Origin of the sequence: Herbihabitans rhizosphaerae (assembly GCF_004216555.1) — a bacterium.
Classification (GTDB): domain Bacteria; phylum Actinomycetota; class Actinomycetes; order Mycobacteriales; family Pseudonocardiaceae; genus Herbihabitans; species Herbihabitans rhizosphaerae.
In genome coordinates this window covers 993,950-1,013,700 of sequence record NZ_SGWQ01000001.1, presented here as the reverse complement: position 1 = coordinate 1,013,700, position 19,751 = coordinate 993,950, and the positions used below count along the sequence as shown (strand labels likewise).

General features: G+C 69.0%; 17 protein-coding genes. 10 read left to right on the top strand and 7 right to left on the bottom strand.

The annotated features are described in order from the left end of the window. The 10 genes from EV193_RS05100 (at window position 1) to EV193_RS05055 (ending at window position 9,434) form a co-directional block, all read left to right on the top strand. On the top strand, window positions 1-879 hold the full coding sequence (locus EV193_RS05100) for an LLM class flavin-dependent oxidoreductase (protein ID WP_130342725.1): 879 nt from the start codon (window positions 1-3) through the stop codon (window positions 877-879). Between the two features lie 28 nt (window positions 880-907). Then, the gene (locus tag EV193_RS05095; RefSeq protein WP_130342724.1) at window positions 908-1,549 is read left to right on the top strand and encodes an endonuclease; all 642 of its coding nucleotides are present in this window, start codon (window positions 908-910) and stop codon (window positions 1,547-1,549) included. A 48-nt stretch (window positions 1,550-1,597) separates the two neighbouring features. Continuing rightward, window positions 1,598-2,812, top strand: a complete 1,215-nt coding sequence (gene glf / locus EV193_RS05090; protein WP_130342723.1) for a UDP-galactopyranose mutase — start codon at window positions 1,598-1,600, stop codon at window positions 2,810-2,812. After that, the gene (locus EV193_RS05085; protein ID WP_130342722.1) at window positions 2,805-3,368 is read left to right on the top strand and encodes a phosphatase PAP2 family protein; all 564 of its coding nucleotides are present in this window, start codon (window positions 2,805-2,807) and stop codon (window positions 3,366-3,368) included. The genes glf and EV193_RS05085 overlap by 8 nt, the downstream gene beginning before the upstream one ends. Beyond that, on the top strand, window positions 3,365-4,333 hold the full coding sequence (locus EV193_RS05080; RefSeq protein WP_130342721.1) for a decaprenyl-phosphate phosphoribosyltransferase: 969 nt from the start codon (window positions 3,365-3,367) through the stop codon (window positions 4,331-4,333). The genes EV193_RS05085 and EV193_RS05080 overlap by 4 nt, the downstream gene beginning before the upstream one ends. A 136-nt stretch (window positions 4,334-4,469) precedes the next feature. Further along, the gene (locus tag EV193_RS05075; RefSeq protein WP_165401233.1) at window positions 4,470-5,603 is read left to right on the top strand and encodes a serine hydrolase domain-containing protein; all 1,134 of its coding nucleotides are present in this window, start codon (window positions 4,470-4,472) and stop codon (window positions 5,601-5,603) included. A 145-nt stretch (window positions 5,604-5,748) separates the two neighbouring features. Next, window positions 5,749-6,804, top strand: coding sequence for a serine hydrolase domain-containing protein (locus tag EV193_RS05070; protein WP_165401232.1), 1,056 nt, complete (start codon window positions 5,749-5,751; stop codon window positions 6,802-6,804). Between the two features lie 185 nt (window positions 6,805-6,989). Next, the gene (locus tag EV193_RS05065) at window positions 6,990-7,379 is read left to right on the top strand and encodes a YciI family protein (protein WP_130342718.1); all 390 of its coding nucleotides are present in this window, start codon (window positions 6,990-6,992) and stop codon (window positions 7,377-7,379) included. Between the two features lie 17 nt (window positions 7,380-7,396). Next, complete coding sequence (locus EV193_RS05060) at window positions 7,397-8,467, top strand: RCC1 domain-containing protein (RefSeq protein WP_207222487.1); 1,071 nt, start codon at window positions 7,397-7,399, stop codon at window positions 8,465-8,467. A gap of 46 nt (window positions 8,468-8,513) precedes the next feature. Beyond that, on the top strand, window positions 8,514-9,434 hold the full coding sequence (locus EV193_RS05055; RefSeq protein ID WP_130342717.1) for an RCC1 domain-containing protein: 921 nt from the start codon (window positions 8,514-8,516) through the stop codon (window positions 9,432-9,434). Window positions 9,435-9,461: 27 nt separating this feature from the next. Here the strand turns inward: EV193_RS05055 and EV193_RS05050 are convergent, their stop codons facing one another. The 7 genes from EV193_RS05050 to dprE1 all read right to left on the bottom strand — a co-directional run bounded on the left by EV193_RS05050 (window position 9,462) and on the right by dprE1 (window position 19,716). After that, window positions 9,462-12,311 (bottom strand): arabinosyltransferase domain-containing protein, encoded by a 2,850-nt coding sequence (locus EV193_RS05050; RefSeq protein WP_242613140.1) that lies wholly within the window; start codon window positions 12,309-12,311, stop codon window positions 9,462-9,464. A 195-nt stretch (window positions 12,312-12,506) separates the two neighbouring features. Next, on the bottom strand, window positions 12,507-13,685 hold the full coding sequence (locus tag EV193_RS05045; RefSeq protein WP_130342716.1) for a Fic family protein: 1,179 nt from the start codon (window positions 13,683-13,685) through the stop codon (window positions 12,507-12,509). Between the two features lie 126 nt (window positions 13,686-13,811). Beyond that, window positions 13,812-15,143: a hypothetical protein gene (locus tag EV193_RS05040; RefSeq protein ID WP_130342715.1), complete on the bottom strand. Its 1,332-nt coding sequence runs from the start codon at window positions 15,141-15,143 to the stop codon at window positions 13,812-13,814. After that, window positions 15,140-15,697 (bottom strand): hypothetical protein, encoded by a 558-nt coding sequence (locus tag EV193_RS05035; protein ID WP_130342714.1) that lies wholly within the window; start codon window positions 15,695-15,697, stop codon window positions 15,140-15,142. The genes EV193_RS05040 and EV193_RS05035 overlap by 4 nt, the downstream gene beginning before the upstream one ends. After that, window positions 15,697-17,595, bottom strand: a complete 1,899-nt coding sequence (locus tag EV193_RS05030; RefSeq protein WP_130342713.1) for an arabinofuranosyltransferase — start codon at window positions 17,593-17,595, stop codon at window positions 15,697-15,699. The genes EV193_RS05035 and EV193_RS05030 overlap by 1 nt, the downstream gene beginning before the upstream one ends. 1 nt (window position 17,596) lies before the next feature. After that, window positions 17,597-18,349 carry a decaprenylphospho-beta-D-erythro-pentofuranosid-2-ulose 2-reductase gene (dprE2, locus tag EV193_RS05025; RefSeq protein WP_130342712.1) on the bottom strand — a complete coding sequence of 251 codons (753 nt, stop codon included), beginning with the start codon at window positions 18,347-18,349 and terminating at the stop codon, window positions 17,597-17,599. Next, complete coding sequence (dprE1, locus tag EV193_RS05020; protein WP_242613139.1) at window positions 18,346-19,716, bottom strand: decaprenylphosphoryl-beta-D-ribose oxidase; 1,371 nt, start codon at window positions 19,714-19,716, stop codon at window positions 18,346-18,348. Before dprE1 ends, dprE2 begins: the two co-directional genes overlap by 4 nt. Between the last annotated feature and the right edge of the window lie 35 nt (window positions 19,717-19,751).

Sequence of the window (19,751 nt, the reverse complement as noted above, 5' to 3'; positions counted from 1 at the left end):
GTGCGCGTCGGCATCGCGATCCTTCCCGAGTACCGCTGGCGGCAGGCCGCCGAGAAATGGCGGGCGGCCGAGGAGTACGGCTTCCACCACGCCTGGACGATGGACCATCTCGGCTGGCGGTCGCTGGTGGACGGTCCGTGGGTCGGCGCGGTGCCGACGCTGACCGCCGCGGCGACGGTCACCTCGCGGATCCGGCTCGGCACGTTCGTGGCGTCGCCGAACTTCCGGCACCCGGTGCCGTTCGCGCGTGAGCTGATGGCGGTGGACGACATCAGCGACGGGCGCTTCACGCTCGGCGTCGGTGCGGGTGGCGGCGGCTACGACAGCACCGTCATGGGTGGCGAGGATCTGGCGCCGGTGGCCAAGCACGCGCGGTTCACCGAGTTCGTGACGCTGCTGGACGCGTTGCTGACCGGCGAGCGGACGACCTTTCGCGGTGAGTACTTCACCGCCGTCGAGGCACGCAACGCGCCGGGCTGCGTGCAGCGGCCGCGGCTGCCGTTCGTGATCGCCGCGAACGGGCCGAAGGGCATGCGGCTGGCCGCCAAGCTCGGTGCCGGGTGGGCGACCACCGGCGGGCCGTGGCGCGGCGGGGACACCGACGGCATGGACCAGTGGTGGGGCTCGGTCGCCGCCGTGGTGCGAAAGTTCGACGAAACCGTTGCGGCACAAGGGGTCCAGCGATTTCTCCAGCTCGACGCGGCACCGGCCTACGTGCTGTCGAGCATGGAGTTCTTCGCCGACACGCTCGGCCGCGCGGCCGAACTCGGGTTCACCGACGTGGTGGCGCCGTGGCCGAGGGCCGAGGGGATCTTCGCCGGCGACGAGTCCGTGCTGGAGCGCGTCGCGTCCGACGTGCTGCCCACACTCGAGGTGTAGCGCGCGTGGTGCGGGGTAACCACCGGCCATGGCACAGCGGGACATCGCGCGCGGATTGTTGGCCGCGGCCGGTCGGACCTACGCCGCGCAGGCGGGCATCCGCCTGACCGACACTCCCGCGCCGCTGTACCGCTTGCTGGTGTTGTCGGTGTTGCTCTCCACCAGGATCAAGGCCGACATCGCGGTGTCCGCCGCGCGTGAGCTGGTTCGCTCGGGGTTCGGCTCGCCGCGGCGGATGCTGGACGCCACCTGGCAGCAGCGGGTGGACGCGCTCGGCCGCGCGCACTACGTCCGTTACGACGAGAGCACGGCCACCGCGTTGGGCGACGGCGCGCGTCTGCTGATCGATACCTACCGTGGTGACCTGCGTCGGCTGCGCGATCGTGCCGAGGGTGATCAGGGCAAGATCCGCGCGCTGCTGACCGAGGTGCCCCGGCTGGGTCCGGTGGGTGCGGACATCTTCTGCCGCGAGGCCCAGCAAGTGTGGCCCGAGCTGCGGCCTTACTTGGACAAGAAGGTGCTCGCCGGCGCGTCGCGGGTGGGTCTGCCGGCCGACGAGCGCATGCTCGCGAGGCTCGTGGACGCCGACGATCTCGCCGCCTTCACGGCATCACTCGTACGGGTGGCACTCGACCGCGACCTCGCGAAGAGCGTCACAGAGGGTAGTTAGGCACAGGCGATTCGGAGCGCACAGGTGACGCCGGTACCCTGAGCGCCCGTGGGTGAAACAGACGGCGGCCCCCTTGGGCAGGCAGACCTCGTGGTCGTGGGATCAGGCTTCTTCGGTCTCACGATCGCCGAGCGCGTGGCGACTCAGCTCAACAAGCGCGTGCTCGTGCTCGAGCGTCGGCCGCACATCGGTGGCAACGCCTACTCCGAGCCGGACCCCGATACCGGCATCGAGGTGCACGTCTATGGCGCGCACCTGTTCCACACGTCCAACAAGCGAGTGTGGGACTACGTCAACCAGTTCACCGAATTCACCAACTACCAGCACCGAGTCTTCGCCAAGTGCCAGGGCCAGGTCTACTCGTTCCCGATGAACCTGGGCCTGATCAACCAGTTCTTCGGCAAGTCGCACACGCCGGACGAGGCGCGCGCGCTGATCGCCGAGCAGGCCAGCGAGATCGACACCGCGGACGCGCAGAACCTCGAGGAGAAGGCGATCTCGCTGATCGGTCGCCCGCTCTACGAGGCGTTCATCAGGGGTTACAACGTCAAGCAGTGGCAGACCGACCCCAAGGAACTGGACGCCAGCATCATCACCCGGCTTCCGGTGCGCTACACGTTCAACAACCGCTACTTCAACGACACCTACGAGGGTCTGCCCAAGGACGGGTACACCGCGTGGCTGGAGAAGATGGCCGAGCACCCGAACATCGAGGTTCGGCTGAACGTCGACTACTTCGACGTGCGCGACCAGATCCCGGCCGGCACGCCGACGGTGTACACCGGCCCGCTGGACCGCTACTTCGACTACTCCGAGGGCCGGCTGGGCTGGCGCACCCTGGACTTCGAGCGCGAGGTCGTCGACACCGGCGACTTCCAGGGCACCTCGGTGATGAACTACAACGACGCGGACGTGCCGTACACCCGGATCCACGAGTTCCGGCACTTCCACCCCGAGCGCGAGGACCGTCACCCGAAGGACAAGACGGTGATCGTGCGCGAGTACTCGCGGTTCGCCACCAAGGACGACGACGAGCCGTACTACCCGATCAACACGGCGGACAACCGCGCCAAGCTGGAGCGGTACCGCGAGTTGGCCAAGGCCGAGGCGCGCGAGCGGAACCTGATCTTCGGCGGCCGGCTCGGCACGTACAAGTACCTGGACATGCACATGGCCATCGGGTCGGCGCTGTCCGTATTCGACAACAAGGTCGCGCCGCACCTCACCGAGGGTGCGCCGCTGGACGGATCGATCGATGGCTGAGCTGACCTCACAACTGACGAGCGGAGCACGCGCGGACAAACCCGCGCCCTCAGCGTCGCCTGAAACCGTTGTGCTGCAACGGGTTCAGGGCGCGATCGGGAAGCCGATCGTGATCAAGACGGCGCGCGGCATGTCGCACTTCGGCGAGCACAGCATCGGCTGGTTCGCCATCGGCGTCCTCGGCGCGCTGCGGGACAAGCCACGCCGCAAGGAGTGGCTGACCGCGTCGGCCGGCGCGGTGGCCGCGCACGCCGCGTCGATCGCGGTGAAGCGGGTGGTGCGGCGCAAGCGGCCGAACGACCCGAACGTCGCGGTGCACGTCGGCACGCCGAGCAAACTGTCCTTCCCGTCCTCGCACGCGACCTCGACCACGGCGGCGGCGGTGCTGTTCTCCACCATGACCGGGCGCAAGCTGGTCCCGGTGCTGGTTCCGCCGATGCTGGTGTCGAGGCTGGTGCTCGGCGTGCACTACCCGACCGACGTGATCGCGGGCGCGGGGCTCGGGGCACTCGTCGGCGGACTGGTTCGCCGGAAGCTTCGGAGGAGCGGATCGTGAGTACGGCCGAGAAGAAGTCCGAGGCCAGGACCGAGGCGGGCACCGAGACGGAGACCCCGTCCAGTCCCGGCGGCAACCCGATCACCGGGTTGATCAAGACCGCGCGCCCCAAGCAGTGGGTGAAGAACGTCCTGGTGCTCGCGGCGCCGTTCGCGGCACTGGCTCGCGAGGCCGACCGGGACAACGTGCTGCAGGGCTCGGTCGTGCTGGACGTGGCGATCGCGTTCGTGGCGTTCTGCCTGGCCGCGTCGGCGGTGTACCTGATCAACGACGCGATCGACGTCGAGGCGGACCGCGCGCACCCGACCAAGCGCAACCGCCCGATCGCCGCCGGCATCGTGCCGGTGCCGATGGCCTACGGCGCGTCGGTGGCCCTGTTCATCGCCGCGCTCGGGGTCTCGCTGATCGCCGGCTGGCCGCTGCTGATCGTGATCGCGGTGTACTGCGCGGTCCAGATCGGCTACTGCCTCGGCTTGAAGCACCAGCCGGTGATCGACCTGTGCATCGTGGCGTCCGGCTTCCTGCTGCGCGCGATCGCCGGTGGTGCGGCCGCCGGTATCCCGCTGTCCCAGTGGTTCCTGTTGGTGACCGGTTTCGGCGCGCTGTTCATGGTGGCCGGCAAGCGGTACGGCGAGATCATCCTGTACGAGCGCACCGGCGCCAAGATCCGCGAGTCGTTGAAGAAGTACTCGGCGAGCTACCTGCGGTTCGTGTGGGCCACCGCCGCGGCGATCATGATCATGAGCTACTGCCTGTGGGCGTTCGAGACGCGCCAGGGCGACACGTCCAACTCGGTGTGGGTCGTGGTGTCGATCGTGCCGCTGGTGGTCGCGGTGCTGCGGTACGCCGTGGATGTCGACCAGGGCAACGCCGGTGAGCCGGAGGAGATCGCCCTCGGCGACCGGGTGCTCCAGGTGCTGGGGCTGGCCTGGGTCGCCACCGTCGCGATGTCGGCGTTCATCTGATCCCGTCCCCGGGTATCCCCGTGACCGCGTCCCTGACCACAGGGGCGCGGTCTTTCACGTCGAGGGTTGACGAATGAGTTTGCGAACATCTATGTTCGTCGAGTCGTTCGGGATCGACTCGGCACGGGGTGTGCGTATGCGGGAATGGCGAATGCGGGCGTGGCTGGCGCTGGCCGGCTGCGTGGTCGCGCTCGCCGTCTTCTCGCCCGGCTCCACCGGCGCCACGCCCTTGTCCGAACCGCTGACCCCGCCGGTCGCCGAGCGGCACACCGGCGTGCAGGTCGCGCTGGACGCGATGCGACTCGGCAACGACGCCGTCGGCGCGTCCGTCACCGGCAGCGACAGCACCGGCATCTGGCACCTGAGCAGCGGCTCCGGTCGGGCCGGCACGGACACGCCGATCCGGTCCACCGATCAGATCAAGGTCGCCAGCAACACCAAGACGTTCGTGGCGTCGGTGGTGCTGCAGCTCGTCGGCGAGCGGCGGATCGACCTGGACGCGCCGGTCGGGCGCTACCTGCCGGGTGTGGTGTCGGGCAACGGCCACGACGGCGACAAGATCACCGTCCGGCAGCTCCTGCAGCACACCAGCGGCCTCCCGGACTACCTGACGCCGGAGATCATCGCCGATCCGCTGGCGTACACCCGGGTGTTCAACCCGCGCGACATCGTGGCCATGGGCCTGCTCAAGCCGCCCGCGTTCAAGCCGGGCGCGGGCTGGCTGTATTCGAACACCAATTACGTACTCGCCGGAATGATCATCGAGAAGGTGACCGGGCGATACGTCGGCGACGAGATCCTGGACCGAATCGTGCGGCCGCTCGAATTGTCGCGCACGACGTATCCGAAACCGGGTCAGCGCACTATCGGCGGCCCGCACGTTCGCGGATACATGGATGACCGGGACACCACGGAAACCGAACCGTCGCTTATCGGTGCGGCCGGAGAAATGGTGTCCACCGGCGTCGACATGACGAAGTTCGCGAAGGCGCTCGCGTCCGGTCGCGTGGTGCCGCCCCGGCTGCTCGCCGAGATGCGGCGGACCGTGGACGCGAACGGTGTCGGCTACGGCCTCGGTGTCTTCAAGATGCCGCTGACCTGCGGCGGAGAGGCGTGGGGGCACGGCGGCGCGTGGCCCGCGTACACCACGCTCACCATGGCCACCGACGACGGCCGCGAGGTGTTCGTGTCGGTCAACAGACACAACCTGCGCATTCAGCTCAATGAGACCGCGGACGCGGCACTCTGCTCGGGAAGATCTCCTCGATAACGAAGGAAAATTGATGACGAAAAGGTCGAGGCGGGCGCGCTATGCGTTCGCCGCACTGGGTGTCGCCCTTTCTGTCGGAGTGACTATTCCCTTGGTCGCTTCGGCGAAACCGAGTGTCGCGCCGCACGCGAATACGCAGAAAGAGGTGGAGAACGCGCGTTCCGGTGGCTACGCGCCGGGCGCCGCGGTCACCGCGGGCGACAACAACGGGCTGTGGTCCGTCCACAGTGGACAGGCGGCGTTGTTCGGCAAGCCGATCCAGTCCGGCGACCAGGTTCGCGTCGGCAGCCTGTCCAAGCTGTTCACCTCGACCATGACGCTGCAACTGGTGGCCGAGCGCCGCGTCGACCTGGACGGGCCGGTCGAGCGGTACCTGCCCGGCGTGGTCAAGGGCGACCACGACGGAAACAAGATCACCATCCGGAACCTGCTGAACCACACCAGCGGCATCCCGGACTTCCTGAACACCGCGTTCGACCCGTTCAAGCAGCTCAAGCCGCACACGCTGGCCGAGGTCGCCGGCTGGGGCCTGTCGCAGAAGTCGCTCGGCGCGCCGGGCAGCGTGCACGCCTACTCCGGCACCGGATACGTGCTGCTCGGGATGGTGATCGAGAAGGTCACCGGGCGCTCGTTCTCCGCGGAGTTGGCCGACCGGTTCGTCCGGCCGCTCGGGCTGACCGGGACCTCGCTGCCGACGCCGGGCGACAAGAGCATGGACGGCCCGCAGGTGCGCGGGCACGTCGGCCAGGTCCTGTACGCCGACGTCACCGAGGTGGTCGAGCCGTCGATCGGCGCGATGTCCGGTGGCATGGTGTCCACCGGTACCGACATGGCGAAGTTCGCCCAGGCGCTGGCCACCGGCAAGCTGCTCCCGCCGCACCTGATGGCCGAGATGCGCAAGCCGAACGGCGCTCCGGTGGGCGACCCGCACTACGGCCTGGGCCTGATCAGGTACCCGCTGCCGTGTGGCGGCGAGGCCTGGGGCCACCCGGGTATCTGGCCCGGCTACCAGACCGTGGCGGCCGCGACCGACGACGGCCGCACCGCGTTCGTGGTGGTCAACAACCTCAGCATCGAGGACCTGATCGCCATGCTCGGCCTGCCGCAGTCGAGCAGCGGTGGCAGCGGAAGCGGCTCCAGTGGCGGTGGCAACGGAAACCGCTACACCGCGCTGGGTGCCGCGCTGTGCGAGCCGCGGTGATCTGATCTTGGCCCGCGGTCGCCGGAACCACCCACACCCACCGCACCCCGGCGACCGCGGGTCATCCCACAACGTCAATCGCGTGTCCGAAACTTAGCGATCGATCCATTCATGTTTTGCGTACTTTAGCCCGCTAAAGTACGCAAAACATGAAAGGGTGCGGGGATCGACGTGGAGGACGGCTGATGAAATACATGGTCATGATGCACGCCGGCGCGAACGCCACCGAGGAGCTGGCGTCCTGGTCGCAGGACGACGTCAAGCACATGATCGGCTACATGCGCGACTTCAACGCCGAGCTGGCCGAGGCCGGCGAGTTCGTCGACGGCCAGGGGCTCGCCTTCCCGGAGGACGCCAAGTTCGTGCGGGTGCGCCCGGACGGCGAGGTCACCGTGACCGACGGGCCGTTCGCCGAGGCGAAGGAATTTCTGATGGGCTTCTGGATCCTCGACGTGGTGAGCGAGGAGCGCGTCATCGAACTCGCCAAGCGGATCTCGCTGGCACCCGGCAAGGGCGGCGAGCCCGTCCACCAGGAGGTCGAAATCCGGCCGATCGGCGAAGAACCACCGGTCTGACAATTCATACCGCTCCGATGACTACATCGGTGGCGGTAGGAAAACTTGCTCCTCACGACGTACGTGGCAATTCCCGGGCTCGGGCACGGTTGACAGTGCGGTCCTGCGATTTCGTGCAGGACGGCACACTGTTCGGTCAGCCGAAAGGATTGCCGATGTTTGTCACATCCGTACAAAAAACGCGCCGGAGGCTGAAACCCGGTGTAGCGGCCGTTGTCGCGGCGGCCGCCATGGTGGCGGTCGCTCCGGCCGCCTCGGCCACGCCGGAACCCCGCGTTCTCGCGGGCGGCGTGATCGCGTGGGGCTACAACGGATCAGGCCAGACCGACGTGCCGGCGGAGGCCACCTCGGATGTGGTCACCGTCGCGGCCGGCGGCGCACACGGGCTCGCACTGAGGACCGACGGCCGGGTCGTCGGCTGGGGTTCCAACGACTCCGGGCAGGCGACCGTGCCGGCCGGGGCGCAGTCCGGCATCACCGCGATCTCGGCGGGTTTTCTGCACAGTCTCGCGCTGAGCAATGACGGCCGGGTGATCGCTTGGGGCGCCAACTCCTCCGGTCAGTCCACGGTTCCGGCGGAGGCACAATCCGGGGTCAAGGCCATCGCGGCCGGGTATTACCACAGCCTCGCGCTGAAGAACGACGGTCGAGTGATCGCCTGGGGTCTCAACGACTCCGGGCAGGCGACCGTGCCGGCCGGGGCGCAGTCCGGCGTCACGGCGATCGCGGGCGAATGGTTCTCCTCGGCCGCGGTGACCGCGTCGGGCGGCGTGCTGACCTGGGGAACCGGAACGTCGCCAGTGCCTCCGGAGGCGAGTTCGGGCGTCGTCGCCATCTCGGCGGGAACCGGTCATATCGTCGCGCTGACCGGGTCCGGAAATGTGGTCGCCTGGGGTGACCAGTCCGACCAGCCGCCGCCTGACGCGGCCTCGGGCGTCACGGCGATCTCGGCCGGGCACACCGAGAATCTGGCGCTCAAATCGGACGGCAAGGTCGTCGCCTGGCCGGAAGGCACGCTGCCGCCGGAAACTCAGTCCGGCGTCATCGCCATCGCATCCGGTGTCGATTTCGGACTCGCCGTTAAATAGGGCTCTCGGTCGAACGGAATTCAATTCTCAAAGGACGGGTGTGCTGATGTTGAATGTACGAAAGAGACCGGCACGACTGGTCGCCGCGGCGGTATTCGCCGGAATGGTGGTCAGTCCGGGTGTCGCTAATGCGGCTCCCGATGCGGCCGCGGTGGGTCGGGTCATCGCGTGGGGTGGCAACACCAATGGTGAGCTGAACGTCCCGGCCGAGGCTCAGTCCGGGGTGATCGCGATCTCCGCCGGCAACGGCTACGGGCTCGCGCTGACCTCCGGCGGCAAGGTTCTCGGGTGGGGCGCGAACGACCGCGGCCAGGCCACGGTGCCGGCGGCGGCCCAGTCCGGGATCGTCGCGATCTCGGCCGGTTCCACCCACAGTCTCGCCGTGACCTCGGCGGGCAAGGTCGTGGCCTGGGGCGACAACAGTTCGGGCCAGAGCACGGTGCCGGCGTCGGCCCAGTCCGGGATCGTGGCCGTCGCGGCGGGCGAGACCCACAGCGTCGCGCTGACCTCGACGGGCGAAGTGCTGGCCTGGGGGTCCAACGAGTACGGCGAGTCCACCGTGCCGTCCGAGGCGCGGTCCGGCGTGGCCGGCATCGCGGCGAACATGGCCTCCACCGTGGTGCGCACCGCCGCCGGCAATGTCCTGTCCTGGGGCTTCTTGGCTCAGGGCGACGTTCCGCCAGGGCTGGCCGATGTGATCGACATCGACGCCGAGTTCGTCCACGCCGTCGCGCTGCGCCGGGACGGCACCATCACCGCGTGGGGCGACAGCAGCGGCCCACCACCCGGAACCGTGGACGGGGCGCTGGACGTGGCGGCCGGCTACTCGAACAACCTGGCGCTCATGCCCGGTGGGCGAGTCCTCGCTTGGGGAGGCGACCCGGCGGAGCAACTTCCCGCTGAGGTGTCGTCCGGTGTCACGGCGATCGACGGCGGGCGGTGGCCGTTCAGCCTCGCCCTGAAGTGAGGTCGGTGATCACGGTCGGCGGAATCCTCAGCCGCCGATCGTGATCTCCGGGCCGCGCTCCCAGCCGTTCACCCGGCGCGTGCCGTGCTCCACGGTGACACCGGAAACCGGTGCCACGTAACGCATCCGGATGACCTGCAGCGGCTCGTAGATCGCGTCGCCGCGCAGGTACGCGGGCAGCACCTGCTCGGTGCCGACACCCTGCAGCGGCGCGTACGGGCCGCCGTTGTTCGGGTCCGCCTCGCCGCCGACCAGCCCGCGCATGTCGGATCCGGCGGCGAGCCGGTAGGTGGTCGGCGCGATCACCCCACCGGAGAGCTGCGACGGCGTCCGGCACGGCAGCAGGAACGCGTTCGGCCAGTCCAGCCCGACCCGCTCACTCGCCGGCACGACATCGGCCAGCGGCACCACGGCGGGTAGCCGTGGCCTGCCGAGTTCGCCACCACTCACGGTGGCACGGACGCGATCGGCGGCCGGCGCGTGCTTCGCCGGGTCGTAGCGCTGGTCCCGCCACAGGCCGTCGTCGGTGCCGGCCGGGCCGGAGACGCGCGCCAGGGTGCCCACCGTCGGCCCGTTCTGCTTGCCGAACTCGACCTCGATCCGGGCATCCGGCCCGCCGAGTGTCGGCACCACGAGCGGCGGCGTTTTGCGAACGTCCACATTGGACGGTAGTTCGAACCAGCCGTCGGCGGCCGGTCGCAGTAGGCCCACCGACGGATCGGGTTCGACGTCCACAGTGGACTCGAGGCCGCAGGTGCTGCCGGTGAGCGCGTGCAGACTGTCCTTGCCGATGCTGAACGTGTTGCGGCGCACCACGACCGAGTAGGCGACGCTGGCCACCTCGATCGCGACCACCGCCCACACCGCGCAGGCGACCAGCACACCGGCCGACGGCGCCCACCGGCTGTGGCGCCAGGTCAGTACGAGTGCCGCCAGCGCCAGCGCACCACCGGCCGCGAGCGCCAGCATGGACAGCGAGAACCCGGCCAGGGCAGGGGTTTCCTCGCTCCACTTCACGTTGCGGGTGGACAGCGCCCACCACGTGTTGGGCGCGGCGACACCCACCGCCAGCATGAACGCGAAGACGATGATCAGCGCGACCTTGGCCACCGCGTGCCGCGCGGCGCCGTGCACCATCGCGTGCACCGCGACGGCGAGCGCGATCGTGCCGAGACCGGCGAGCGCGCCGAAGTGGTGCGTCCACTTGGTCGGCGTGAACACCAGCAGCACGGGCACCAGCGCGGTCGCCACCAGCAGTCGGCGGGTCGGTCCGGCGGCCAGTCCGAAGGTGCTGCTCGAACCGCGGAATCGCTTGTACAGCACCAGGAATCCGGCGAACACGGCGGCGAGATAGGTGAGCAGGACCGGCACCCGGCGGCTCAGCGCGCCCTCGGTCAGCGTCGGATCGAGCAGCCGCCGGTAGCGCTCGTTCTCCTGCAACCAGGACATGTTCGGGCCGATCTCGCCGCGCACCCTGGTCGCCTCGATCACCGTGCCGAGCGTCTGGTCGTAGAACATGAACGGCAGGATCGACGCGACCGCGGCGAACGCGATCGGCAGCCAGGCCCACACCGGCAGGTCGTGTCGGTTGCGCAGCTTGCGCACGATCCTCGGCAGCGCGGCGATCAGCGGCAGCACCGCGGCGATACCGGTCGGCGTGACCGCCACGGTGGCGCCGGCCACGATCACCGCGACGGCCAGTGTGGACACCGCGCGGGTGGCGATCGCGCGTTCGGTGAGCACGAACACCAGCAGGGTGCCGAGCACGATCCACGGCTCGGGGCGCATGCCGACGTCGTAGGCGAGGTACCAGAGCAGGAACGCGCCGGCCGCCGTCCAGCGGGCCGCGCGGCGGGAGCCGGCGGTGACCCGGGGGAGCACCATCCGGTCGATGATCAGCCAGCTGGCCAGGCCCGTGATCGCGGACGGCAGCCGCATCCACGGCGTGGAGTACCCGGCCTCGGCCCACAGCCGGTACACCTCGTAGAACCAGCCGAACGGCGCCTCCGGGACGTTGAACCACCGGAAGTAGTTGCCCACGAAGTCGGTGTCCTGCGCGGACTTGAGCATCGTGGCGATGTAGCCGTCGTCGACGGTGAGCGGGCCGATGAACACCCAGACGGCGAGCGCGGCGAGTACGACGCCGTCCAACGCCTTCGGTCGGATCACCTTGGCGGTGAGGATCTTCACCCGATGGGTGGACGCCCGATCGAGTCGTCGCAGCACGAGCAGCGCGGCGATCAGACACAACACCGACACGACGCCCAGCACGATCTTGAGCACGGTCGGGCCGCTCTGGAACCGGCCGTCGGTCTGTGCGGTGATCCGCATGCCGGCCGTGTCGGCGGTGGGTGGCAGGTCGGTGAAGAAGCCCTGCACGACGGGTGCGGCCGGGATTCGGCTGATCTCGTTCCGGCCGGCGAGCACCGTCGTGCTGCCGCCGTCGGACCGGACGTGCACCTCGCAGCCCGGCACGGTCACCGTGGCGGGGCCGATCCGCACGGCGAGCGCGCCGCCGCGCGACTCGACGGTGAGCCCGCTGCCAGTCGGCCGGTGCACGGCGCTGCCCGGGGGCGGGGTGGTCGACAGCAGGGTGCCGCCCGGGAGTGCTGCCGTCTGCGCGCAGCCGACCCGCGCGTCGAGGGTGGCCGGCCGGTAGGGGAACAGCGGCAGCGCGCTGTCCTGTGGGCCGGCGGTGGGCCACTGGTAGGTGACGGTGTCCTGGTCGACCGGCGCCAGCATGAACAGGATCGCGGTCAGGCCGGAGATCAGCGCCAGGACGGCGGCGACCAGCCGAGCTCTCGGGGCCGATCCCCTGACCTGCGAGGGCTTCGGTTCGGGCTCGACGCGCGGCGATTCCGCCGTGTTGACCGACACGCGGGGATGTTAGGGGAGTGGTGAAGGGTCACCCCAGCACACCCGTTCGGACGTAACGCATGTCACTCACACGTGGACAAAGTGACGATCACGCCGTAAGCGCGCACTCAGATCCACCTTCATGTTTCGCGCGCCGCCCCCGATGGGTCCAAGTTAGCGGAGGGGACCGACAGGAGTCGGGGGTGACGCCACTGCTCAGCCATCCGCGAGTAGGTCATAGACACGATCGCAGAGGAACAAGCGTCCGTAGGTTCTGCCGGTTATCTCCCTCAAATATCCGGCACCGACCAACTTTGCGATGGCCGAGTTGGCAGTGGGGTAGCTGACGGCCAGATCGTGTTGTACCCGCGTCACTGTCATAACGGGGTAGCCAATGATGTTGGCGGCCAGATTGAGCAGAGCCGGGCTTCGTTCGCCGGCGGCCTTCATCTTGTTTGCGACCTCATTCGAGAAGGCGATCAACTTGTCGACCGTCGTGACCGCTGCGTTCGCTTGTGCGCGGACAGCACGAGCGAAGAAGTTGACCCATGGATCGAAGTTTCCCGTCTTGCTCGTATCGAGCAGGTGGTCTATGTAATCTTCGCGGCGTGGCTCCAGCCAGGGCGAAAGGTTCAGCACTGGGTGCTCCAGCACGCGCTCCTCGATCATCTGCAACGTGATGGCGAGGCGCCCGATCCTGCCGTTACCATCGCTGAAAGGGTGAAGTGTTTCAAACTGGTAATGGCTCAATGCCGTCTTCACCAGGACGGGCATCTCCTGCTCGGCATTGATCCACTTCTCCCATTCGCTGACACCGTCCACGAGGAGTTGTCCAGGAGGAGGTGGAACGAAGCGTGCCTGTTCAACTCCTCGCCCGCGATCGCCGATGCACACCAAACGTTCCCGGAGTTGACCGGCGTCGTACGTGTCACCGCGAGTTCCCTTGACGAGAATTCCTTGCAACTCGGCAATCACGTTGAGACATATGGGTTTCTTTTCGATCAAGGCCAGTCCGCGAAACGCCGCGTCGATATAGTTGCGGACCTCCTTGACCTCCGCGCTGGTATCCGCAGCCTGGCGATACTGGGCTTCAAGTACGTCTGCCAGTGGGGCGTACGTTCCCTCGAGCGCCGACGTGCTGACCGCCTCGCGGGTCAGCGAGGGCTGGACCAGCAGGCGAGGGTTTGGCAGTTGCGCTACTCGAGCATGGAGAACGCCCAGCGCCCTGTCCGCCTCGCTGATGATCTTGTAGGTGGTGGGCTTCAGGTCAACGGTCGCTGGTAGCGGAGACGGGACGAAGGCATGGTGCGCGAAGGCATGACCGGTCGCCGGATCGGTGCCACTGATCGGAGTCAGGTGGCCGACCGGGGAACGACGGAACTCTGCTACCTGCACTTTTAAAGTTTAGCAGGCGAGACGTTAAAAGCCTACGGCAGTTCTGAAACCTTCTTGCAGAGTGTGCCGCACAATGTAAGGATTCGGCTTGAGGCTTTAAATTACATGGCTGTGATTCAAAGCCGATCAGGTCCAGGTGCCGGTGTGCCGGATTCCGTGTGCGGCTTCGGGGTGGGCGACGAGCAGCGTCGAGCCGTCGTGGAAGTCGAGGCGCACGGCGGAGGACGGCGGGGCGCTGCGGCCCACGTGCGGGGCGGTCAGCGCGCGCAGGCTGGGGCCGGCACTCTCCTCGAAGGTCGTGTACCCCTCGGGGGCGGGTTCGGCGGGCGGCTCGAGAACCCGGCGCGGGTACACGATCGCCAGCCTGCGGTCGGTGATCACCAGAGTCGCCTGGGCCCGGCCGGCCGCGAAATGGTCGGCGAAGCGCACCGCGTCCTGCTCGGGATCGCGCGCCCAGACCCAGTAGGCGAGCGTCGGGTCGTCCGGCCAGTCCTCGTCGTCCATGGGTCGCTCGGTCGGCAGCGGCCAGCGCGGCGGGTCCGCGTGCACCTCCGGCATCCGCCGCGCCGGGGTGTACGGAATCGCTTGCGTGCCACCGATTCTGGCCCCGACCCAGCCGGGAACGGCGGGTAGCCGGACCATCAGCCGCTCACCGGGTTGGAGCCACGCCGCCAGATCGCTCATCGCCCGCCCACCGTCCGCGCGTGCATCCACTGGAACCGACGGATCCTGGCCGCCGAGCACCAGATCCAGCCCTGAATCGTCCACAAAGGACACTCGAAGGCACGGGAAGTCCTGCTTGAGCGCGCGCCGCTGGGCCGGCGCGACACCGCCGATCCGGTCCCGCGGCATCTCGCCGAACGGCGCCATCTCCGGCGTCCAGACCGGCTTGCCCTCGACGTTGCGGCCGTAGTACTTCACCCGGTCGGAGAAGATGTCCACGGCTGCCTTGCCGGACTCGGCGAGCCCTTTGCCGACCGCCAAGCCGAACCGCGCCGCCTTGCCGAGCATCGAGGTCGGCTTCGACTCCTCCGGCTCCTCGCGCTGCACCAGCACGGCCAGCCGACCAGCGGTGAGCGCCACCAGGATCGGGTCGTAGTCGGGCAGCCCGTCGCGCCGGAACAGTTGTGCCGCAAGACAATCCGGCGCACCACCGAACGGGACGACCATCGGCGGCCGGGGCGCGTCCGGCCGGCTCCCGTTGTCCCCGTCACCGCCTCCGGCGAGCACGGTCAGCGCGGCGCCGCCCGCGACGTTGGCGGCCGCCGAGGCGCCACGGCCGAGCAGTGATCGCTTCGGCTGCCCCTGCTCGTCGAGCCCGCGAACGTCATAGCCGACCCTGCGCGCGCCGAACAGCATGGTCGCCCACAGCAGCCGCTCGTCCTCGCCCAGCGACAGGCGGGCCAGCGCCGCCGCGCCGAGCGGACGCTCGAACCGCGATCCCCACCGTTCCGTCATGATCTCTGCCCCCGCATCCGCTCCGCCTCGGACAGTTCGAACCGCACGGCCGAACCGCCCGGCCAGCTCACCTCGACCCGGCCCGCGTCGAACCGCGGCGGCCGGGAGTCGTCGGCCCGCCACAGCACACGCGGCGCGTCCCGCTTCACCACGACCACCGCGAACCCCGACGGCGAGACCACGAGCCACTGGTCGCGCCCGCCCGCGCGCACCGCGCGGTGTAGCGCCACCGCGTCCGCGTTCGCCCCGGAGCTGACCGTGCACCCGCCACCCTTGCCGGACCGGCGCGGCGCGTCGGACGAGGAGCGGAACTCGTCGATCAGCCCGCGCACCACCAGGTACGGGAGCATGATCACCAAGCACGCCAGCAGGTAGATCGGCACGCCGATGTAACCCACGATCCGCAGGAATCGGTTGTGGTACCAGACGCCGGTCAGCACCACGCCGTGGTCGTCGAAGACCAGGAACTTCTTGCGGAAGTAGTACACCGAGACCGGCTCAGGGAACTGCTCGCGCACCGATTCGCGGGTGCGCTCCATGTCCTCGCTCAGCATCAGCGGCGTACGACCACGGTGAACGGGCCCACATCCGATCGGGTGAACGGCGGGCCGGCGAAGGCGGACATCGGGAACGTCACCGGGTACATCCGCCCGTTCGGGTCGGCCGGGAAGGCGTCGCGGATCAAGCTGATGAACGCCGTCTCGCCGCCGGGATCGCGCAGCAGCACCAGCACTGTCGGCCGCGTGCCGGGGCTGCGGTCCATCTCGGCCGCCAGTCGATCGGGCGTCGTCGCCGTCGCCCACCGGTTCACCGCCGCCTCGCGCGCGTTGAAGTCGGCCATCGGGTTGCCGTACTGGCTGATCCCGGAAAGGTAGGTCCAGTAAGGGAAAGCGGTCAGCAACACCGACGAGTTCGACAGCAGCACCAACTCGTCGGGCCGCTTGCCGGTCAGTCGCCTGATCTCACTGTCCACTTGGGACACGTACTGGTCCGGGTCGTCCTTCGAGGACGCGTTGGCACCGTTCCCGCCGGTCGGATACGCGTCGGTGAACGCCGCCTTCACCCCGTCCTCGTGCAGCGATGGTGCCTGCTGCACAAGGGAAAGCAGCACACCGAACGCGAGCAGCAGGCCCAGCGTGCGCACCGGGAGCGCGGGCAGCCGCCGCACGCCGAACCGGGCCAGCTTGGCGATCCCGAGCACCCCGGCGCAGGCCAGCACCACGATCAGCAGCACCTGTGTGCGGAACGCCAGCAGCGTCGTGTCCGCCACGAGCGCCAGCGTGGACAGCGCGTACCAGAGGTAGCAGGTCGCCGCGACCGCCCCGAGCCCGACGGCGATCACGCTGCGGCGCGCGGCCACCACGATCCACACCACGCCGGCCAGGCACAGCGCGCCGGTCACCGAGAACTCCAGCATCGGCGTCGGCAGGTAGATGCTCGCCTCGGGCAGGAAGCGCGCCGCCGCGTTGTGCGTCGGCCGGCCGGAGATCACGGCCACCAGATACGGCGCCCACACCAGCAGCGCGACCGCGATCCCGAGTGCGGCCACCACGGCGGCCGGCACCAGCGTCCGTCGCGCCACGAGTATCCGTTCCCCTTGTGTCACAACGACATTCGCCACCGCGAGCAACACCAGCAGCAGCGCGAAGAAACCGGCAAGCAGCGTGTACGTCGCGCCGAAGGCACCCAGGGCGAGCCCCAGCACGACGGCCGCGCCGATCGGCCGCTCGCCGGTTCGCAGGGAGCACAGCATCCGCCAGGCCAGCACGGCCAGCGGCGGGATCGTCGCCACGATCACCCAGGAGTACGGCTCGCCGGCGCCGTGCAGCACGCCGACGATCGTGGTCAGCATCGCCAGCACCACCGCCACCTGCCGGCGCACCAGCACGCTCCACAGCGCGAAGCACAGCACGCCAGACACCGCCAGCGTCACCATCGACCACGGCTTGAACGCCTGCCAGCCCTCCAGCCCGAGCGCGTTGGCGAACCGGCCGCCGAGCCAGAACCAGCCAGCCGGGTAGTAAGGTGGCACGTCCGTGTAGTTCATGTCCGCCAGCGCGGCCGACTCGGTGAGCCGGGTCAGGTACGGCGCGCGGAACGACTGGTCGATCTCCACGCCGCCGAGGTAGTAGCGGGTTCCCTTGAGCAGCAACGCGATCGGCAGCGTGGCGAGCGCCGACAGGCCCGCCCAGGACAGCGGGGTGGCCCAGCCCGGCCAGCGCCGCGCGGCGGCCAGCCACAACCCGACGGCGAGCAGCGCGGCGCAGCCCAGCGTCATCCAGGCGATCGGCACATTGGACGGGTACGGCGTCCAGAACCGCCCGACGAGCCACTGCAGGCCGAGGCTGACCACGGCGGCGACGATCGCGCCGAGCAGCAGCTCGACACCGAGGCGACGGAGCGTCCGTCCACTCGGGACTCTGGCGTCCTCCGTGCTCGCCGCGACGGTCACGTCAGATCGGCAGCTTCTTGAACAGGGGGCGCGGCACGTGCCGCAGGACCGACATCACTGGGCGGAACGCGCGCGGCGCCCAGACCAGCGGCTTGCCCTTGCGCGCCGCCTTCACCGCGATCGCGGCGACCTGCTCGGCGGTCTGCTCTAGCGGCGCCTTGCCCCGGCCCTCGGACATCTTCGTGCGCACCTGGCCCGGTCGCACCACGGTGACCTTGACGCCCTCGGGCGCCAGTGCCTCGCCGAGGTTCAGGTAGAACCCGTCGAAGCCGGCCTTCGTGGCGCCGTACATGAAGGTCGACCGCCGCACCCGCTCGCCGGCCACCGAGGACAGCGCGATCACCTTGCCGTGGCCTTGCTTGCGCAGCCGCTCGCCGAGCAGCACACCGACCGACACCGCGCCGGTGAAGTTGACCTGCGCCATCTCCACGGCGTGCGCGTGGCTCTGCCACGCCTGCTCGTCGTCACCCTGCACGCCGAAGGCCACCACGGTCACGTCGATGTCGCCGACCGCGAACGCCGCGTCGAGCGTCATCGCGTGCGAGTCGGTGTCCTTCGCGTCGAAGTCGACCTCGGTGGTCTCGCACCCGAGGTCGCGCAGCTGGGTCGCCGCGGCCTCGCGCCGGCTGGTCGGACGAGCCGCCAGCACCACGTGCGGCTTGGCCGGCGCGTACATCTGCGCGATCGCCAGCGCGATGTCCGACGTGCCGCCAAGTAGCAGCACGGTCCGCGGATTACCCGTCGCGTCGATCACAGCAGCTCGAGCCTCCTGGCCATATCGGAGGCGAAAATCCCTTGCGGGTCAACGGAATCGCGGATCTTGCGCCACTCGTCCAGCCGCGGGTACATCGTGCGGAACGCCTCCGGCGAGGTGCGCGAGTCCTTGGCGGTATAGAGCCGCCCGCCGTAGGACAGCACCTCGTCGTCCAGGTCGGCGCAGAACGCGTCCAGACCCTGCTTGATCGGGAAGTCCAGGCACATCATGAAGCCCGGGTGCGGGTAGGACAGCGGCGCGCGGTTCGACTCGCCCATCCGCTTGAGCACGTTCAGGAACGAGTAGTGCCCGGACGTCGACACCTTGCGCAGGATCGCCTTGAGCTCCTCCTCGCGCTCGAACGGCAGCGAGAACTGGTACTGCAGGAAGCCCTTGGACCCGTAGGCGCGGTTCCACTCCCAGATCATGTCCAGCGGGTGGTAGAACTGCGTCAGGTTCATGATCTTGCCGCGGTGCCCGTTCTTCGGCACCAGCTTCTGCCAGACCTCGCTCATCAGGCCGAACGTCAGCTTGTTGGCCAGGCCGTTCGGGAAGATGTCCGGCAGCGTCACCAGGTGCGGGGCGTCGAACTTGAGCGGGTTCGCGCGCAGCTTCGGCGGCAGCTCGTCGAGCTTGGCCAGCGAGCCGCGGGAGAAGGTGGCGCGCCCCATCTTCGGACCGGTGGAGATCGTGTCCGGGACGGCCATCGAGTAGTCGTAGTTGTCGTCGGAGCCGTTGACGAACAGCTCGATCGTCTCGTCCAGGTTGGACGTGCGGTCGGCGTCCACTGTGAAGTAGGCCGACTCGGTCTTCTTCATCTTCACCGAGGCGCGCAGGATGATGCCGGTCAGCCCGATGCCGGCGACCGTGGCCCAGAACAGGTCCTGCTCCGGTCCGTCCGGGGTGAGCGTGCGCACCTGGCCGTCCGCCGTGAGCAGCTCCATCGACAACACGTGGCTGCCGAACGTGCCGGCGCTGTGGTGGTTCTTGCCGTGGATGTCGTTGGCGATGGCGCCGCCGACAGTCACCTGCCGGGTGCCGGGCAGCACGGGCACCCACAGCCCGTGCGGCAGCGCGGCCTTCATCAGCTGGTCGAGGCTGACACCGGCGTCGACGTCCACGATCGCGCCGTCCGGGTCGATCGAGTGGATCTTGTCGAGGCCGGTCATGTCGATGACGAGCCCGCCGGCGTTCTGCGCCGGGTCGCCGTAGGAGCGTCCGAGTCCGCGAGCGATCACGCCTCGCTCGCCGGCCGCCGCCACCGCCGCGGCGACGCTGTCGACGTCGGCCGCATGCACCACCTTCGCCACGGTGGGCGAGGTGCGCGCCCAGCCCGTCAGCTTCTTCAACTCATAGTCTGGCTCCACCGGGCCCAGGGTAGCGACGTGATTCTGGTGCTCCT